At 62.6% G+C, this 14,706-nt stretch carries 14 protein-coding genes; 2 read left to right on the forward strand and 12 right to left on the reverse strand.

Annotated features, from left to right (window positions below; genetic code table 11):
* Positions 1-48: 48 nt before the first annotated feature.
* Entirely contained in the window at positions 49-2,151 is a 2,103-nt protein-coding gene (gene recG, locus ACQ4WR_RS25110; RefSeq protein ID WP_102293182.1) for an ATP-dependent DNA helicase RecG, read from the forward strand.
* 130 nt (positions 2,152-2,281) lie between these two features.
* Here recG and ACQ4WR_RS25115 read toward each other — a convergent pair whose 3' ends face one another.
* The 12 genes from ACQ4WR_RS25115 to ACQ4WR_RS25170 all read right to left on the reverse strand — a co-directional run bounded on the left by ACQ4WR_RS25115 (position 2,282) and on the right by ACQ4WR_RS25170 (position 14,188).
* On the reverse strand, positions 2,282-2,773 hold the full coding sequence (locus ACQ4WR_RS25115) for an REP-associated tyrosine transposase (RefSeq protein WP_436490612.1): 492 nt from the start codon (positions 2,771-2,773) through the stop codon (positions 2,282-2,284).
* 208 nt (positions 2,774-2,981) lie between these two features.
* On the reverse strand, positions 2,982-3,107 hold the full coding sequence (locus tag ACQ4WR_RS25120) for a hypothetical protein (protein WP_257620246.1): 126 nt from the start codon (positions 3,105-3,107) through the stop codon (positions 2,982-2,984).
* On the reverse strand, positions 3,107-4,321 hold the full coding sequence (locus ACQ4WR_RS25125; protein WP_436490614.1) for an MFS transporter: 1,215 nt from the start codon (positions 4,319-4,321) through the stop codon (positions 3,107-3,109). Before ACQ4WR_RS25125 ends, ACQ4WR_RS25120 begins: the two co-directional genes overlap by 1 nt.
* An 11-nt stretch (positions 4,322-4,332) precedes the next feature.
* Positions 4,333-5,322 carry a Gfo/Idh/MocA family protein gene (locus ACQ4WR_RS25130; RefSeq protein ID WP_436490616.1) on the reverse strand — a complete coding sequence of 330 codons (990 nt, stop codon included), beginning with the start codon at positions 5,320-5,322 and terminating at the stop codon, positions 4,333-4,335.
* Between the two features lie 34 nt (positions 5,323-5,356).
* Positions 5,357-6,169 carry a DUF3025 domain-containing protein gene (locus tag ACQ4WR_RS25135; RefSeq protein ID WP_436490618.1) on the reverse strand — a complete coding sequence of 271 codons (813 nt, stop codon included), beginning with the start codon at positions 6,167-6,169 and terminating at the stop codon, positions 5,357-5,359.
* 7 nt (positions 6,170-6,176) lie between these two features.
* Complete coding sequence (gene pyrC, locus ACQ4WR_RS25140; RefSeq protein ID WP_436490620.1) at positions 6,177-7,241, reverse strand: dihydroorotase; 1,065 nt, start codon at positions 7,239-7,241, stop codon at positions 6,177-6,179.
* A 149-nt stretch (positions 7,242-7,390) separates the two neighbouring features.
* Positions 7,391-8,851 carry an amidohydrolase family protein gene (locus ACQ4WR_RS25145; protein WP_436490649.1) on the reverse strand — a complete coding sequence of 487 codons (1,461 nt, stop codon included), beginning with the start codon at positions 8,849-8,851 and terminating at the stop codon, positions 7,391-7,393.
* 46 nt (positions 8,852-8,897) lie between these two features.
* On the reverse strand, positions 8,898-9,623 hold the full coding sequence (locus tag ACQ4WR_RS25150) for an amino acid ABC transporter ATP-binding protein (RefSeq protein ID WP_099376217.1): 726 nt from the start codon (positions 9,621-9,623) through the stop codon (positions 8,898-8,900).
* Between the two features lie 19 nt (positions 9,624-9,642).
* Positions 9,643-10,335: an amino acid ABC transporter permease gene (locus ACQ4WR_RS25155; RefSeq protein ID WP_102293447.1), complete on the reverse strand. Its 693-nt coding sequence runs from the start codon at positions 10,333-10,335 to the stop codon at positions 9,643-9,645.
* A 1-nt stretch (position 10,336) separates the two neighbouring features.
* Positions 10,337-11,086, reverse strand: coding sequence for an amino acid ABC transporter permease (locus tag ACQ4WR_RS25160; RefSeq protein WP_436490622.1), 750 nt, complete (start codon positions 11,084-11,086; stop codon positions 10,337-10,339).
* 99 nt (positions 11,087-11,185) lie between these two features.
* Positions 11,186-12,142 (reverse strand): amino acid ABC transporter substrate-binding protein, encoded by a 957-nt coding sequence (locus tag ACQ4WR_RS25165; RefSeq protein WP_102293448.1) that lies wholly within the window; start codon positions 12,140-12,142, stop codon positions 11,186-11,188.
* A gap of 195 nt (positions 12,143-12,337) precedes the next feature.
* Entirely contained in the window at positions 12,338-14,188 is a 1,851-nt protein-coding gene (locus ACQ4WR_RS25170) for an ABCB family ABC transporter ATP-binding protein/permease (RefSeq protein ID WP_436490624.1), read from the reverse strand.
* A gap of 61 nt (positions 14,189-14,249) precedes the next feature.
* Here ACQ4WR_RS25170 and ACQ4WR_RS25175 point away from each other — a divergent pair, with 61 nt between their 5' ends.
* A complete protein-coding gene (locus tag ACQ4WR_RS25175; protein WP_052139932.1) occupies positions 14,250-14,690 on the forward strand; it encodes an acyl-CoA thioesterase in 441 nt (146 codons plus the stop codon).
* Positions 14,691-14,706 lie beyond the last annotated feature (16 nt).

The raw sequence follows: 14,706 nt of genomic DNA on the forward strand, positions 1-14,706 counted from the left end.
TACGCTAGCGGCATAAAAACCTGCGCTAATGGCACCAAAACCTTGCATATGCCTGATCCAAAGCCTGATCTTCCACCTGCCGCCAAGCCTGCCGCGAAGCCGAAAGCCGCCAAAAAGGTGGTCAGTACGGAAAGCCGGCTGGCCAAGCTGGGCTTGCGCACGGATATGGACCTGGTGCTGCATTTGCCGATGCGCTATGAGGACGAAACCAAGGTCTACACCATCCGCGACGCCTGCCTGCGCGGCGGCGAGTCGTGGCAGGTCGAGGGCATCGTCACCAAGTGCGAAGTCAATTTCAAGCCGCGCAAGCAATTGCTGGTGACGATCGCCGACGAAACGGGCAATTTGCTGCTGCGCTTCATGAATTTCTACGGCAGCCAGGTCAAGCAGCTGGCCGAAGGCACGCGCGTGCGGGCGCGCGCCGAACTCAAACACGGTTTTTTTGGCGCCGAGATGGTGCACCCGACGTATAAGGTGGTCAACGAAGGCGCGCCGCTGCCCACGGCCCTCACGCCCGTGTATCCGTCCGGCGAAGGCCTGTCGCAGCACGTGCTGCGGCGCGAGATCGCCGACGCCATGCGCCGCATCGACTGGCAGGATACCCTGCCCGAGCAGCTGCTGCGCGAGATGCAGCTGTCGCCGTTCCGCGCCGCCGTGCACCTGCTGCACTATCCGCCGCAGGACATCGATGAAAGCGCGCTGATGGACCGCTCGCATCCAGCCTGGGTGCGCATGAAGTTCGATGAACTGCTGGCGCAGCAGCTGTCGCTGAAACGCGCCCAGCGCGCACGCCGCTCGAAAGGCGCCGCCTCGCTGCCCATCGTCGGCAGCCTCTCGGCAGCCTTTGGCGCGGCCCTGCCCTTCAAGCTGACGGGCGCGCAGGCGCGCGTGCTCGACGAGATCCGCGCCGACCTGCGCCAGCCCTACCCGATGCAGCGGCTGCTGCAGGGCGACGTCGGCAGCGGCAAGACGGTGGTCGCCGCCCTGTCGGCCACGCAAGCCATCGACAGCGGCTACCAGGCCGCGCTGATGGCACCCACGGAGATCCTGGCCGAGCAGCACTTCCGCAAGATCGCCGCCTGGATGGAGCCGCTGGGCGTGAAGGTGGCATGGCTGACGGGCAGCCTGAAGAAAAAGGAAAAGACGGCGGCGCTGGCCCTGATCGAATCGGGCGAAGCGCAACTGGTGATCGGCACGCACGCGCTGATCCAGGACAACGTGCTGTTCGCCAAACTGGGCCTGGTGATCGTCGACGAGCAGCACCGCTTCGGCGTGGGCCAGCGCCTGACCCTGCGCAACAAGGGCGACAGCGCGGCCGTGCCGCACCAGCTGATGATGTCGGCCACGCCCATCCCGCGCACCCTGGCGATGACGTATTACGCCGACCTGGAAGTGTCGGTGATCGACGAGCTGCCACCGGGCCGCAGCCCCATCGTCACGCGCGCCATCGACCAGAACCGGCGAGACGAAGTCATCGCCCGCGTGTATGCGGCTGCGCTGGAAGGCCGGCAAGTGTACTGGGTCTGCCCGCTGATCGAGGAATCGGAAGCGCTGCAGCTGCAGACGGCCACCGACACCTGCATGATGCTGGCCGAAGCCCTACCCGCGCTGCAGGTGGGCCTGGTGCACGGCCGCTTGAAACCGGCGGAAAAGCAGGAAGTGATGGATGCCTTCATCGCCGGGCATATCCACGTATTGGTGGCCACCACCGTCATCGAGGTGGGCGTCGACGTACCGAACGCCTCGCTGATGGTGATCGAGCACGCCGAGCGTTTCGGCTTGTCGCAGCTGCACCAGCTGCGCGGGCGGGTGGGACGCGGCACGGCGGCCAGCGTCTGCCTGCTGCTGTACCAGGGCCCGCTGGGCGGCGTGGCGCGCCAGCGCCTGATGACCATGCGCGAAACCACGGACGGCTTTGAAATCGCCCGCCGCGACCTGGAAATCCGCGGCCCCGGCGAGTTCCTCGGCGCGCGCCAGTCCGGCCAGGCCATGCTGCGCTTCGCCGACCTGGAAACGGATCAATGGCTGGTAGATCAGGCACGCGACGTGGCGCACGATCTGCTGCACGCCACCACGGCGGCCGCAGCAAGCACCGTGGAAGCGCACCTGGCGCGCTGGCTGGGTGGCAAAGAGGAATTTTTGAAAGTATAGGTCAGGTATCGCAGGCTTGCGGATGTTGTCGGATTACGGCCTTACGGCCTAATCCGACCTACGCAAAAAATACGCCATGGTAGGTCGGATTAGCGCGCAGCGCGTAATCCAACAACATTGTTGGCGCCCCTCACTCCCGCCCAACACCCGCCACATCCACACCATCCCCGCCCCAATCCGCCGCACACCATCCCTGCCTGACATACCGGTGAAAACTGGAATACGGCCAATCGATGACTTTGCCCACCAAGCCATGTTTGACCGGATTGTAATGAATGTAATCGACATGATTGGCGAAGTCGCGCTCATCGCGCAAGACGTGCTTCCAATACCGCTGCTGCCAGATAGGTTTCAGATCGCTACGCTTGCTGAACCACGTCTTGATCAAGCGCCAGCGCGTCATGAAATCGGCATCGCCGTCGGGCAAGGTCCAGATGCAATGCAAGTGATCGGGCAGAATGACGATGGCGTCGATATCGAATGGCCGCTGCTGACGCACGGCGCGGAATGCATCCCGCAGCAAATCCACGGCAGTTGCCGACGCAAGGACAGGCCGGCGATGCGCCGTCACCACCGTGAAGAAAAAGCTGCCGCCTGGCTGGGATGCGCGTCGGTATCGCATGGGTTCAAGGTGTTGTCGGATTACGGCCTGCGGCCTGAGCCACATCGGCCTTGCCAATTTTCGGGCATTGTCGGATTACGGCCTGCGGCCTAATCCGACCTACGCAAAGATGCACACGCCAAGTCGGGTAGGTCGGATTAGCGCGTAGCGCGTAATCCGACTTCCAGCGTAATCCGACAAACCACCAGCACATTTGCGCCCGCACAGCCTACATGCACATCCAGAAGCGGTTCGCCAGGTCGAGCATGAAATCGGGGCGCAGATAGGCCAGGAAGACGATGGCCAGCAGCGCGGCGCCAGCCAGGCGCCACAGCCAGGTGCGCCAGCTGGCCATTACGCGGCCACCGCCGCGCGCTTGACGGCGCGCTCGTCGATGGGCAGGTTGATCAGCGCGGCCAGCAGGCCCAGGCCGATGGTGATCAGCCAGACAGCGTGATACGAGCCCTGATGCTCGTACAGGTAGCCGCCCAGCCAGGCACCGAGAAAACTGCCCACCTGGTGCGAGAAGAACACCATCCCGGCCAGCATCGACAGATGCTTGACGCCGAAGATGCCGGCGATGATGCCGTTCGTCAGCGGCACCGTCGACAGCCACAGCACACCCATGCCGGCGGCGAACAAATACACGGACCATGCGGACAAGGGCGCCAGCAGGAACAAGGTGATGACCACCGCGCGCGCCACGTAGATGGCCGACAGCAGATAGCGCTTGGCGATCTTGCCACCGAGTTTGCCAGCGTAGTAGGAGCCGACGATGTTGAACAGGCCGATCAGCGCCAGCGCCGTGACGGCGATATTCGGATTCATCAAGCCCTGGTCCTTCAGGTAGGCGGGCAAGTGCACGCCGATGAAGACCAGCTGGAAACCGCAGACGAAATACCCGGCCAGCAGCAGCCAGAAGGAACGGTTGGCGACGGCTTCGCTGAAGGCGGCGCCCACGCTTTGCTGCGGACCGCCGGCATGCGTGACAGGTGGTTCACGCAAGTAAAAGGCCATCGGGATCATGGCCAGCAGCACCAGCACGGCCAGCACATAAAAGGCGTTCTGCCAGCCCACGGCGGAAATCAGTTGCTGCTCCACCGGCATCATGAGGAACTGGCCGAACGAGCCGGCCGCCGATGAAATGCCGAAAGCCCACGAGCGCTGCTCGGGCGGCGCGCTGCGGCCGATGATGCCGCTGATGGCGCCAAACGCCGTGCAGGCCAGCGCCAGGCCGATGAAGATGCCCGAGCCGACGATGAACAGGGTAGGCTGCGTCACCAGCGCCATCCACACCAGGCCGGCCATATAGCTGATGGCGCCGATGATGACGACGCGCATGGTGCCGAAGCGGTCGGCGGCCATGCCGGCGAACGGGCCAAAGACGCCCCACATCAGGTTTTGCATGGCCAGCGCCAGCGAATAGGTTTCGCGTGTCCAGCCGTTGGCTTGCGAAATCGGCTGCATCCAGAAGCCCAGGCCATGGCGCACGCCCATCGCCAGGGTCAGCACCACCCCGCTGGCAATGAGGACGGTTTTCAGGCTGGGACGGGAAGAATGCGATGTCATGGGATTCCTGTTTACGCCTGGTCGGCGGTATAAACGAGGCCGATCTGGCCACGCATGGTATCAAGGTTGTGCATCAGCGCCACGCTGTCAGCGTGCGGCATGACGGGGCTTTCCAGCAGGCCGGCGCGGATGCAGCGCATCGCCTCGATGGCTTCATGCGTGTAGCCGTTGCCCAGGTAAGGCGCGTCCACGACGCGGCGCTCGCCATCCATCATCTCGACCACCAGGTGATCGGGTTTGTAGAAACGGCTGGGCAGGCGGATGCGTCCCAGGCTGCCGGAGATGAGCATTTCCGTCGGCGTTTGCGCGCGCAGGCTGCAGGCGCACGACGACGTGCCGCCGCCCTTGTGCAGCAGCGAAAACACCACCTGTTCATCGACGCCGGTGGCGCCCATCTCGGCCAGCGCCTGCACGGCGGAAACGGGACCGAGGAAGAAGGCCGCCATCGACAGCGGATAGATGCCCACGTCGAGCAGCGCGCCGCCGCCGAGGTCAGGATTGTACATGCGGTGCTCGGGCGGGAAGTTGGCGACAAAGCCGATATCGGCCTGCACCTGCTGCAACACGCCGATCTCGCCGCTGGCGATGATGCGTTGGGCTTCCTGCGCGGCTGGCAGGAAACGGCTCCACATGGCTTCCATCAGGAACAGCTTTTTTTCGCGCGCCAGGTCGACCACGGCCTGCGCTTCGCGCGCATTCATGGTGAACGGCTTTTCGCAGACGACATGCTTGCCGGCGGCCAGGCACATCAGGGCGTTTTCCGCATGCAGGGTATGCGGCGTGGCGATGTAGATGACGTCCACGCCGGCATCATCGGCCAGCGCCTGGTAGGAGCCATGGCAGTGCTCAACACCGAATTCGGCGCCGAAGGCGTGGGCGCCGGCGCTGCTGCGCGAGGCCACCGCCGCCAGTTGCGCACCGGGCGCGTCGTGCAAGCCGATGGCCATTGCGCGGGCGATTTTTCCAGTACCGAGTATGCCCCAGCGTATCACTTTTTCCATGTATCGTCTCTCTCGCAGTACCCGCGGCCTGCTGTCATTGTGGTGGCGCGGACGGCTGGCGTTTCGGGCGAAACACCGCCGCGTCGTTGTAGAAATCGTCGTCCTGGTTCTCGCTCCAGCCGGGCAGGCCCAGCACGGGTAGCGGCGTGAAATCGGCCGTGCTCAAGCCCTGCGTCACCAGGTCTTGCGCCACGCGCGCGTCAAGCCAGGCGCGCCGCGCGGCATCGTCCAGCGCAAAGTAGGCATCGTCCGCGAAAATGACGCGCGTATGCGCCGTGATGGCCTTGCGCGGCGCCACCAGTTTTTCCATCAGCGCGTGGCCGAACAGCCAGACTTCGGCGTCGCCTCCTGCGCCAAATTTCTCGCGCTGCGCAATAAACGCGCCGCGCCAGTCGTGCCCGCGCAAGGCCGCGTCCAGCGCGCGTCCGGCATCGCCGTCGCGCAGCACCAGCAGGGCGGAATTTTCGTCAAATATCGTCGCGCCATCGCGTGCCGGCCCGCGCGATTTCCCCACGCCCGACAGGGCGATCTGCGCCGCCTGCAAGGCGTTCAATTGCCGCTTGATGCGGGGAAAAGTCAGCCACACCAGCGCATTGAAAAAATCGTGCAGGTTGTCGCGCGTGGGCACGCCGCCCGTCGCGCCGATAAACTCTTCGTACGCCACGCCTTCGGGCAGGTCGGCTTGTGGCACGAAGGCCAGCGGCAGGCCGGACGGGTTGCGCAAGTCCAGCGCCCGCGCCCGCCCGTTCAGCGCGGCAATCACCGTGTCGCGCTGCAGGTCCAGCTGTTGCCGCGCCGGCAGCACCGTGGCAAACCAGGGGCGGGTCCAGTCTATCGATGGCAGCATGCGCTGATTACACCATTTTCCAGTTAATCTGCTCACCCGCGTTGAGTGGAATCACATGGCTGTCGCCCAGCGGCAGCGAGGCTGGCAAGGTCCAGCTTTCACGGCGCAAGGTAATGCTGTCCGTGTTGCGCGGCACGCCGTAGAATGCCGGGCCGTGGAAGCTGGCAAACGCTTCCAGTTTATCCAGCGCGCCGGCGCGTTCAAACGCTTCGGCATACATTTCCATCGCATGCAGGGCCGTGTAGCAGCCGGCGCAGCCGCATGCCATTTCCTTGGCGCCCTGCGCGTGCGGCGCCGAGTCCGTGCCGAGGAAGAAACGCTCGTCGCCGCTGGCCGCCGCCGTCATCAGCGCCAGGCGGTGTTCTTCGCGCTTGAGGATAGGCAGGCAGTAGTAATGCGGACGGATGCCGCCCTTGAAAATCTCGTTGCGGTTGTACAGCAGGTGATGCGCCGTGATGGTGGCGGCGATCGGGCCTTCCGCTTCGGCCACGTACTGTGCCGCGTCCTTGGTGGTGATGTGCTCGAACACCACCGAAAGAGCGGGGAAGGCGCTGCGCAGCGGGCGCATCACGCGCTCGATGAAGACGGCTTCGCGATCGAAAATATCGATTTCCGGGTCCGTCACTTCGCCATGCACGAGGAAGGGCATGCCCACTTCCTGCATCACTTCGAGCACCTTGTAGCAGTTCTTCAGGTCGGTCACGCCCAAGTCGGAGTTGGTGGTGGCGCCGGCCGGATACAGTTTCACGGCTTGCACGATGCCGCTGTCCTGCGCGCGGCGGATTTCGTCGGGCGAGGTGTTGTTGGTCAGGTACAGCACCATCAATGGATCGAAGTTAACGCCCTCCGGCACGGCGGCCAGGATGCGCTCGCGGTAGGCGCTCGCATCGGCTGTGGTGGTGACAGGCGGCTTCAGGTTCGGCATGACGATGGCGCGGCCAAACTGGCGCGCGCTGTGCGGCAGCACGCTGGCCATGACGGCGCCATCGCGCAGGTGCAAATGCCAATCGTCGGGACGCGTGATGGTGATGGAGGATGGAACGGCGGGCGGGGTGTGATCGAGTGTGGACATGGCGGCTGCTCTCAGGCGGTCATTGCGAATAGCGCCATTTTACCAGCCGCGAGGCCACAGCACAGGCCGGGGAAGCCTGCGCTTGCTGCGCGCCTGACAACAAAACGGCCGGTATCACCCGGCCGCTTTTTCCATGAGGGAGGCGAAAATCAGGACTTGGCGGGCGCCGCCTCTTGCTTGGCCACCCAGGCGCGGATATCGGCCAGCATTTGATCGAGCTTGGCGCGGTCATACACGGTGCCGCGGCTGACCACCAGGCGGATCTGGCGCGTGGCGCCGATGTCCTGCAGCGGATTGGCGTCGAGCACCAGCAGGTCGGCCGCCTTGCCTGCGGCTACGCTGCCATAGCGGTCCAGCTTGCCCAGGAAGCGCGGGCCGTTGATGACGGCCGACTGCAAGGCTTGCTGGGGCGTCAGGCCGTACTGCACGTACAGGCCGATTTCGTCATGCAGGGCCTGGCCCGGATAGTCGAAGGAATTGAGGAAACCCGCATCCGTGCCGGCGATGATGCTCACGCCCTGCTGCTGCAGGATCGGCAGCAGCTTGGCCGATTGCTCGAACTGCGCGTGGCGCTGGATGATGGCTTCCGGGCCATCCTTGGCGGCACGCTGCACGCGCCAGTCGTAGGTGGCGCGCAAGCCCTTGCCGATGTATTGCAGGGCCGTGTCGTGGGTGTGGTCTTCGCGGTCCAGGTAAGCCGTCACGCGCGAACCCCACAAGGTCGGCACGATGGCCGTGCCGCGCGCGGCCAGGTAGCTGAAAGCCTTGCGCGCCGTCGGCTCGTCGTAGCTTTGCACGCTGGCCTGCATGGCTTCCTTGCCCGTCATCGTGCCGGCAGCCACCTTGGCCGTCAGCTCCTGCTCGCGCGGCGTGGTGGCGCGCAGCAGATACGACTGATGCTCGATCGTGCCCAGGCCGGCGTCGGCCATCTGCCCCAGGGTCAGCTGCACGGGGATATGGCCCGAGGTGCGCATGCCCCGTTCGCGCGCCTGGCGCAAGGCTTCCAGGTACAGCTCCGGCTTCAGGGTATTTTCCGTGATCTTCACGAAGTCCACTTGCTGCGCCTGCAGGCCATCCAGGGCACGCGTGACTTCCTGCGGCGTGCCCACTTCGATGGTGCCCTTCCACAGCGGCTTGATGCCTTCCAGCTTGGCGCCGGACGTAAAGATCGTCGGGCCTTGCAGCTGGCCAGCGTTGATCTGCTGGCGCCATGCCAGCACCGTGTCGGGCAAGTCGCCCGAGCAGTCGCGCACCGTGGTGATACCGTGGGCCAGGTACAGCGGCAGCAGCTGCTTGTTCTCGTCGATCAGTTCGGGGCCGCCGCCAAAATGCACGTGCGTATCCCACAGGCCCGGCATCAGGTATTTGCCGGGCAGGCGGATGGTTTGCTTGGGCGCATAGTCGCGCAGCTGTGCCTCGTTGACGACAGCGACGATGCTGTCGCCCTTGAGCAGCACGGTTTGGCCCGTGATGGCGCGGCCAGCGGCGACGTCGATCAGGGTGGCGTCGCTCAGGGCGATGTCGACGGCGATCTTGTCAGCCGCATGCGCATGCGCGAGCATGCCCAGCGCCAGCATCGTGCCAGCCATTTTTTTCAGTACAGGCAGCATTTTCACGTTCAATTTCAATGTCAATCCAGTTCGGCAAGAGATAAATTTAATGAATGATCTTCGCAAGGAAGTCGCGCGCACGGTCAGAGCGCGTGGTGTTGAAGAAGTCATCCTTGCTGCAATCTTCGATGATCTTACCCTGGTCCATGAAGACGATGCGGTTGGCGACGCGTTTCGCAAAGCCCATTTCATGGGTGACGACCATCATCGTCATGCCTTCCTGCGCCAGGCCCACCATCACGTCGAGCACTTCGTTGATCATCTCCGGGTCGAGCGCCGATGTCGGCTCGTCGAACAGCATGGCGATCGGGTCCATCGACAGCGCGCGGGCGATCGCGACCCTTTGCTGCTGGCCGCCCGACAGCTGGCCGGGGAATTTATCCTGCTGCGACAGCAGGCCGACGCGGTCCAGGTATTTCAAGCCCTTGGCATTGGCTTCGTCGGCGCTGCGTCCCAGCACCTTGATCTGGCCAATGGTGAGGTTTTCGCGGATCGACAGATGCGGGAACAGCTCGAAATTCTGGAACACCATGCCGATGCGCGCGCGCAGTTTCGACAGATTCGTCTTCGGGTCGTTGACGCTGATGCCGTCGACGATGATCTGTCCCTGCTGGATCGGTTCGAGGCCATTGACCGTCTTGATCAGGGTCGACTTGCCGGAACCGGACGGACCGCAAATGACCATCACGTCGCCCTTGGCGACCTTGGTGGTGCAGTCGGTCAGAACCTGGAACTGGCCATACCATTTGCTCACGTTATTCAGTTCAATCATCTTGTTCTTTCTTGTTCGGTTAGCGAATGATGGCGACGCGTTTCTGCAGGCGTTTGACGAGGAACGACAAGGCATAGCACAGCACGAAATACACGACGGCGACAAACACGTACATCTCGACCAGGCGGCCATCGCGCTGGGCGATTTTCGAGGCGGCGCCGACGAAATCGGGGATCGACAGCACGTACACGAGCGACACGTCCTGGAACAGCACGATGGTCTGCGTCAGCAGCACCGGGATCATGTTGCGGAACGCCTGCGGCAGCACGATGCTGGCCATGGTCTGCCGGTAGTTCATGCCCAGCGCCTGCCCGGCCCATACCTGGCCGCGGGGAATCGACTGTATGCCGCTGCGCATGATCTCGCAATAGTAGGCCGCCTCGAACATGATGAAAGTGATCAGCGCGGAAGAAAACGCGCCCACTTTCACGGGTTCGCTGGCGCCGATGATCCAGGCGGCGATGTACGGCACCAGGAAGTAGAACCAGAAGATCACCAGCACCAGCGGAATCGAGCGTATCAGGTTGACATAGCTCGACGCCACGCCGGAGACAATGCGGTTGCCGGACAAGCGCATCAGCGCCAGCACGGTGCCCAGCACGATGCCGCCCACCATGGCCAGCGCCGTCAGTTTCAGGGTAAATACCATGCCGGTCTGGAACAGGTAGACCCATGAGCGGGAGATGACATCAAAGTCGAAATTGCCCAACATATCAATGTCCTCCCGTCTTGGCGCCGGCGACGATGAAGCCCGGGATGGCGACCTTTTTCTCGATCAAATGCATCAGCACCACCACCAGCAGATTGACGACGATGTAGATGATGGTGGCGGCCGAAAACGCCTCGAACACCTGGAACGAGAATTCCTGGATGGCGCGCGCGCTGGCCGTCAGTTCGATCAGGCCGATGGTCAGCGCCACGGAACTGTTCTTGATGATGTTCAAGAACTCGCTGGTCAGCGGCGGCATGATGACGCGCGCGGCCATCGGCAGCAGGATATAACGGTAGGTTTGCGGCAGGGTCAGGCCCAGCGCCGTGCCGGCCAGTTTCTGCCCGCGCGGCAGCGCCTCGATGCCGGTCGTGACCTGCACGGCCACGCGCGAGGAGGTGAAAAATCCCAGGCACAGCACCGCCGTGACGAACGGCGCATTCGGCAGCGACTTGACCCAGGCGCCCATGTCCGTGGGCAGCAGTTCCGGCATGACGAAATACCACAGGAACATCTGCACCAGCAGCGGCACGTTGCGGAACAATTCCACATACGCATTGGCCACGCCGACCAGCCATTTATTCGGCAGGGTACGGATGGTGCCGATCACCAGGCCCAGGATCAGGGCCATGATCCATGCCGTGCCGGCCGTGGCCAGGGTCCAGATCAAACCGGACCACAGGGTGTCCATATACGTGCCGACACCATCGGGCGACATCTCCCAGAAGATGTTCCAGTTCCAGTTGTAATTCATGATCATCCTTCCCGTGCAGCCTGGGGACAGCGGCCAGCCAAGCGCCCGCCCCGCAATTGAAACGGGAGGCTTGCGCCCCCCGGTTTTGATGAAGCCTTGTTATTTTTTCCGCTTGTCCGATGTCTTCTGCGCTTCCGGCACGGCCGCATAGGCGGCTGGATCACCGGAGTCGGTCGGGTTCATGAACACCGCCTTCAGTTGCGGCGGCATGGGGAATTTCAGGTTGATGTTTTTCGGCGGGATCGGCGAGGTAAACCACTTCGCGTAGATGCGGTTGATGTCTTCGCTCTTGTACAGGCGGATCAGGGCATCGTCGACGACCTTCTTGAAGGCAGGGTCGCCCTTGCGCAGCATGATGCCGTACGGCTCGACGGACAGCGCTTCCTTGGTGATTTCGTAGTCGTTCGGATTTTTCGAATTGGCCACTTGCGAAGCCAGCAGGATATCGTCATTGGCTTCGGCCACCGCGCGGCCCGTTTCCAGCATCAGGAACGATTCAGGATGATCCTTGCCGACGGCGATGGTCATGCCCAGGTTTTTTTCCTTGTTCAGGATGGTCATCTGCTTGATGGTCGACGTGCCGGCCGTGGCGACCAGGGTCTTGCCGCGCAAGTCTTCCAGGGTCTTGATGTTCGAGGATTTTTTCGACAGCACGCGGTTGCCGATGACGAACATGGTGGGCGCGAACGCCACCTGCTGCTGGCGCTCCAGGTTGTTCGTGGTGGAGCCGCATTCGAGGTCGATGGTGCCGTTGGCCATCAGCGGGATACGGTTGGCCGAGGTGACGGGGCTCATCACCACTTTCAGTTCGGTCAGGCCCAGATGTTTTTGCAGGGCCGTGACGACTTTCATGCACAGGTCGATCGAATAACCCTGGTATTGCTGCTTGTCATCGAGGTAGGAGAAGGGTACGGAGCCATCGCGCACGCCGAGGGTGACGGAACCGGCTTTCTTGATCTTGGCCAATGTGCCTGTCAATTCCTGGGCCTGGACGGGCGCCATGCTGCTGATGACGCCGACGCTGAGCAGTGTGGCGATGATTTTGGTCAATTTCATAAATTCTCCTGGGCGGACAAACCGGATAGATTCCGAACGAAACAACTGTGGTGCAAACGCCACCAATGGAATTAATTTTATTTCATTTTCAGCGCCGGACCAGCCGTTTTCTGCGATTGCCCGCAAATAGGCGCTATACGCGCGCCTGAATCAGCGCGCCTGTAGCATTTTTCCTACTGATTTCCCATTCCCGATTTATTTTGCTGGCGCCAGCCCCTGCAAGGCGTCCTCTTCCACCTCATCGTCCATGTTCGCCTGCTGGCGTTGCCACATCTGCGCATACAGGCCATCCATGGCCAGCAATTGCGGATGCGTGCCACGCTCGACGATGCGGCCGTGGTCGAGCACCAGGATTTGCTGGGCGTCGGCCACCGTCGACAGCCGGTGCGCGATCACCAGGGTGGTGCGGTTCCTGGCGATCTCCTTGAGCTGCGACTGGATCGCCTGCTCGGCCTTGGAGTCGAGCGCCGAGGTCGCTTCATCGAAGATCAGTATCGCCGGATCTTTCAGCAAGGTGCGGGCGATGGCCACGCGCTGCTTTTCACCACCCGACAGCTTCAAGCCCCGCTCGCCCACCATGGAGTTATAACCATCTGGCAAGCTTTCAATAAAGTCATGGATTGACGCCGCTTTCGCCGCCGCCACGATGGCGTCCTTGCTGGCACCCGGTTTGCCGTAGGCGATGTTGTATTCGATGCTGTCGTTGAACAGCACGGTATCCTGCGGCACGATGCCGATGGCCGCGCGCAGGGAATCCTGCGTGACGGTGCGCAAGTCCTGGCCATCGATGGTAATGCCGCCGCCATCGACTTCATAGAAGCGGAACAGCAAGCGCGACAGGGTCGACTTGCCCGAGCCGCTGTGGCCCACCACGGCCGTGGTGGTGCCGGCCGGAATCTGGAAATCCACGTCGAAGAGGATTTGCCGCTTGGCTTCATAGCTGAAATCGACGTGGGCGAAACGCACGGCCGCGCCTTGCGTGACGAGCGGCCGGGCTTGCGGGGTATCGGCGATTTCGCGGTTTTCATTCAGCAAGGAAAACAGGCGTTCCATATCGGCCAGGCTTTGCTTAATTTCGCGGTAGATGACGCCCAGGAAATTGAGGGGAATGTACAGCTGGATCATGAAGGCGTTCACCAGCACCAGGTCGCCCAGGGTCATGCTGCCGTTGATGACGCCCACCGTGGCGCGCCACAAAATCAGGGTGACGGCCGTGGCGATGATCAGGGACTGGCCCGTATTGAGCAGGGACAGGGACGTCTGCGATTTCACGGCCGCCGATTCATAGCGCTGCAAGCCTTCATCGTAGCGCTGCGCTTCGTAATCCTCGTTGCCGAAATATTTCACGGTTTCGTAGTTGATCAGCGAATCGATGGCCTTGGTATTGGCTTTTGAATCGAGGTCGTTCATGGTGCGGCGGAAATGCGTGCGCCAGTTCGTCACCAGCACGGTAAACGCGATGTAGGACACCAGCGCCACCGCCGTGATCACGGTAAACCAGATGTCGTAGTGCAAGACCAGGTAACCGAGCACCAGGGTGATTTCCACCAGGGTCGGCAGGATGTTGAACAGGGTGTAGGAAATGAGCGAGCCGACGCTGCGCGTGCCCCGCTCGATATCGCGCGTCATGCCGCCCGTCTGCCGGTTCAAATGGAAACGCAGGGACAGCGCATGCAGGTGGCGGAACACTTGCAGGGCGATGGTGCGCACGGCGCGCTGCGTGACCCTGGCAAACAGGAATTCGCGCAGCTCCGTAAACAAAGTGGTCGACAGGCGCAGCAAGCCATACGCCACCAGCAAGCCGACGGGCAGCACCAGCAGCGCTTGCGGGTGCGCGGCCGTGATGGTCATGGCGTCGACGAGTTTTTTCAGGATCAGCGGCACGCCGACGTTGGCCAGCTTGGCCCCCACCAGGCAGAGCAGCGCCAGCAGCACCCGCCATTTGTAGACCCACAGATACGGCAGCAAGGTCTTGATGGTGGCGAAATCGCTGTGGCTGGCGGAAGCGGGCGAGCGAGGGGGAGGGGTAGTCTGGGAACGGCGCATGGCGAAGGTCGGCTTTTTATGGTTCAATCGGGGCAATTGTAGCCTTTCATGAGAATAAAAGATGAGCACCTCCCCCGACCGCCCTGATAACTGCCTCGCCTCCGGCCTGCCCGCCGGCAAAATGCCGGAATTGCGCATGATGCCCGCCCCGTCGGACGCCAATGTGTACGGCGACGTCTTCGGCGGCTGGATCATGGCGCAAGTCGATATCGCCGGCTCGCTGCCCGCCACGCGGCGCGCCAACGGCCGCGTGGCCACCATTGCCGTCAACTCCTTCGTCTTCAAAAATCCTGTCTTCGTCGGCGATCTGCTGTCGTTCTACGCCGATATCGTCAAGGTTGGCAATACCTCTATCACTGTCAATGTGGAAGTGTATGCCGAGCGCAACCGCCTGCAGGCGTGCATCGTGAAAGTCACGGAAGCCACCCTGATCTATGTCGCCACGGACTCCGACCGCAAGCCGCGCAAGGTGCCGCCGATCGAGACCCTGCTGTCGCCTTAATTCCACATTTTCCCAC

The sequence above is a fragment of the Janthinobacterium amylolyticum genome (assembly GCF_051380655.1).
In the GTDB taxonomy this organism is placed as follows: Bacteria; Pseudomonadota; Gammaproteobacteria; order Burkholderiales; family Burkholderiaceae_D; genus Janthinobacterium.

Coding starts and splice junctions, on each gene's coding strand:
- recG (WP_102293182.1), top strand. CDS start 49: ATGCCTGATCCAAAGCCTGATCTTCCACCTGCCGCCAAGCCTGCCGCG.
- ACQ4WR_RS25115 (WP_436490612.1), bottom strand. CDS start 2,773: ATGCGATACCGACGCGCATCCCAGCCAGGCGGCAGCTTTTTCTTCACG.
- ACQ4WR_RS25120 (WP_257620246.1), bottom strand. CDS start 3,107: ATGGCCAGCTGGCGCACCTGGCTGTGGCGCCTGGCTGGCGCCGCGCTG.
- ACQ4WR_RS25125 (WP_436490614.1), bottom strand. CDS start 4,321: ATGACATCGCATTCTTCCCGTCCCAGCCTGAAAACCGTCCTCATTGCC.
- ACQ4WR_RS25130 (WP_436490616.1), bottom strand. CDS start 5,322: ATGGAAAAAGTGATACGCTGGGGCATACTCGGTACTGGAAAAATCGCC.
- ACQ4WR_RS25135 (WP_436490618.1), bottom strand. CDS start 6,169: ATGCTGCCATCGATAGACTGGACCCGCCCCTGGTTTGCCACGGTGCTG.
- pyrC (WP_436490620.1), bottom strand. CDS start 7,241: ATGTCCACACTCGATCACACCCCGCCCGCCGTTCCATCCTCCATCACC.
- ACQ4WR_RS25145 (WP_436490649.1), bottom strand. CDS start 8,851: ATGCTGCCTGTACTGAAAAAAATGGCTGGCACGATGCTGGCGCTGGGC.
- ACQ4WR_RS25150 (WP_099376217.1), bottom strand. CDS start 9,623: ATGATTGAACTGAATAACGTGAGCAAATGGTATGGCCAGTTCCAGGTT.
- ACQ4WR_RS25155 (WP_102293447.1), bottom strand. CDS start 10,335: ATGTTGGGCAATTTCGACTTTGATGTCATCTCCCGCTCATGGGTCTAC.
- ACQ4WR_RS25160 (WP_436490622.1), bottom strand. CDS start 11,086: ATGAATTACAACTGGAACTGGAACATCTTCTGGGAGATGTCGCCCGAT.
- ACQ4WR_RS25165 (WP_102293448.1), bottom strand. CDS start 12,142: ATGAAATTGACCAAAATCATCGCCACACTGCTCAGCGTCGGCGTCATC.
- ACQ4WR_RS25170 (WP_436490624.1), bottom strand. CDS start 14,188: ATGCGCCGTTCCCAGACTACCCCTCCCCCTCGCTCGCCCGCTTCCGCC.
- ACQ4WR_RS25175 (WP_052139932.1), top strand. CDS start 14,250: ATGAGCACCTCCCCCGACCGCCCTGATAACTGCCTCGCCTCCGGCCTG.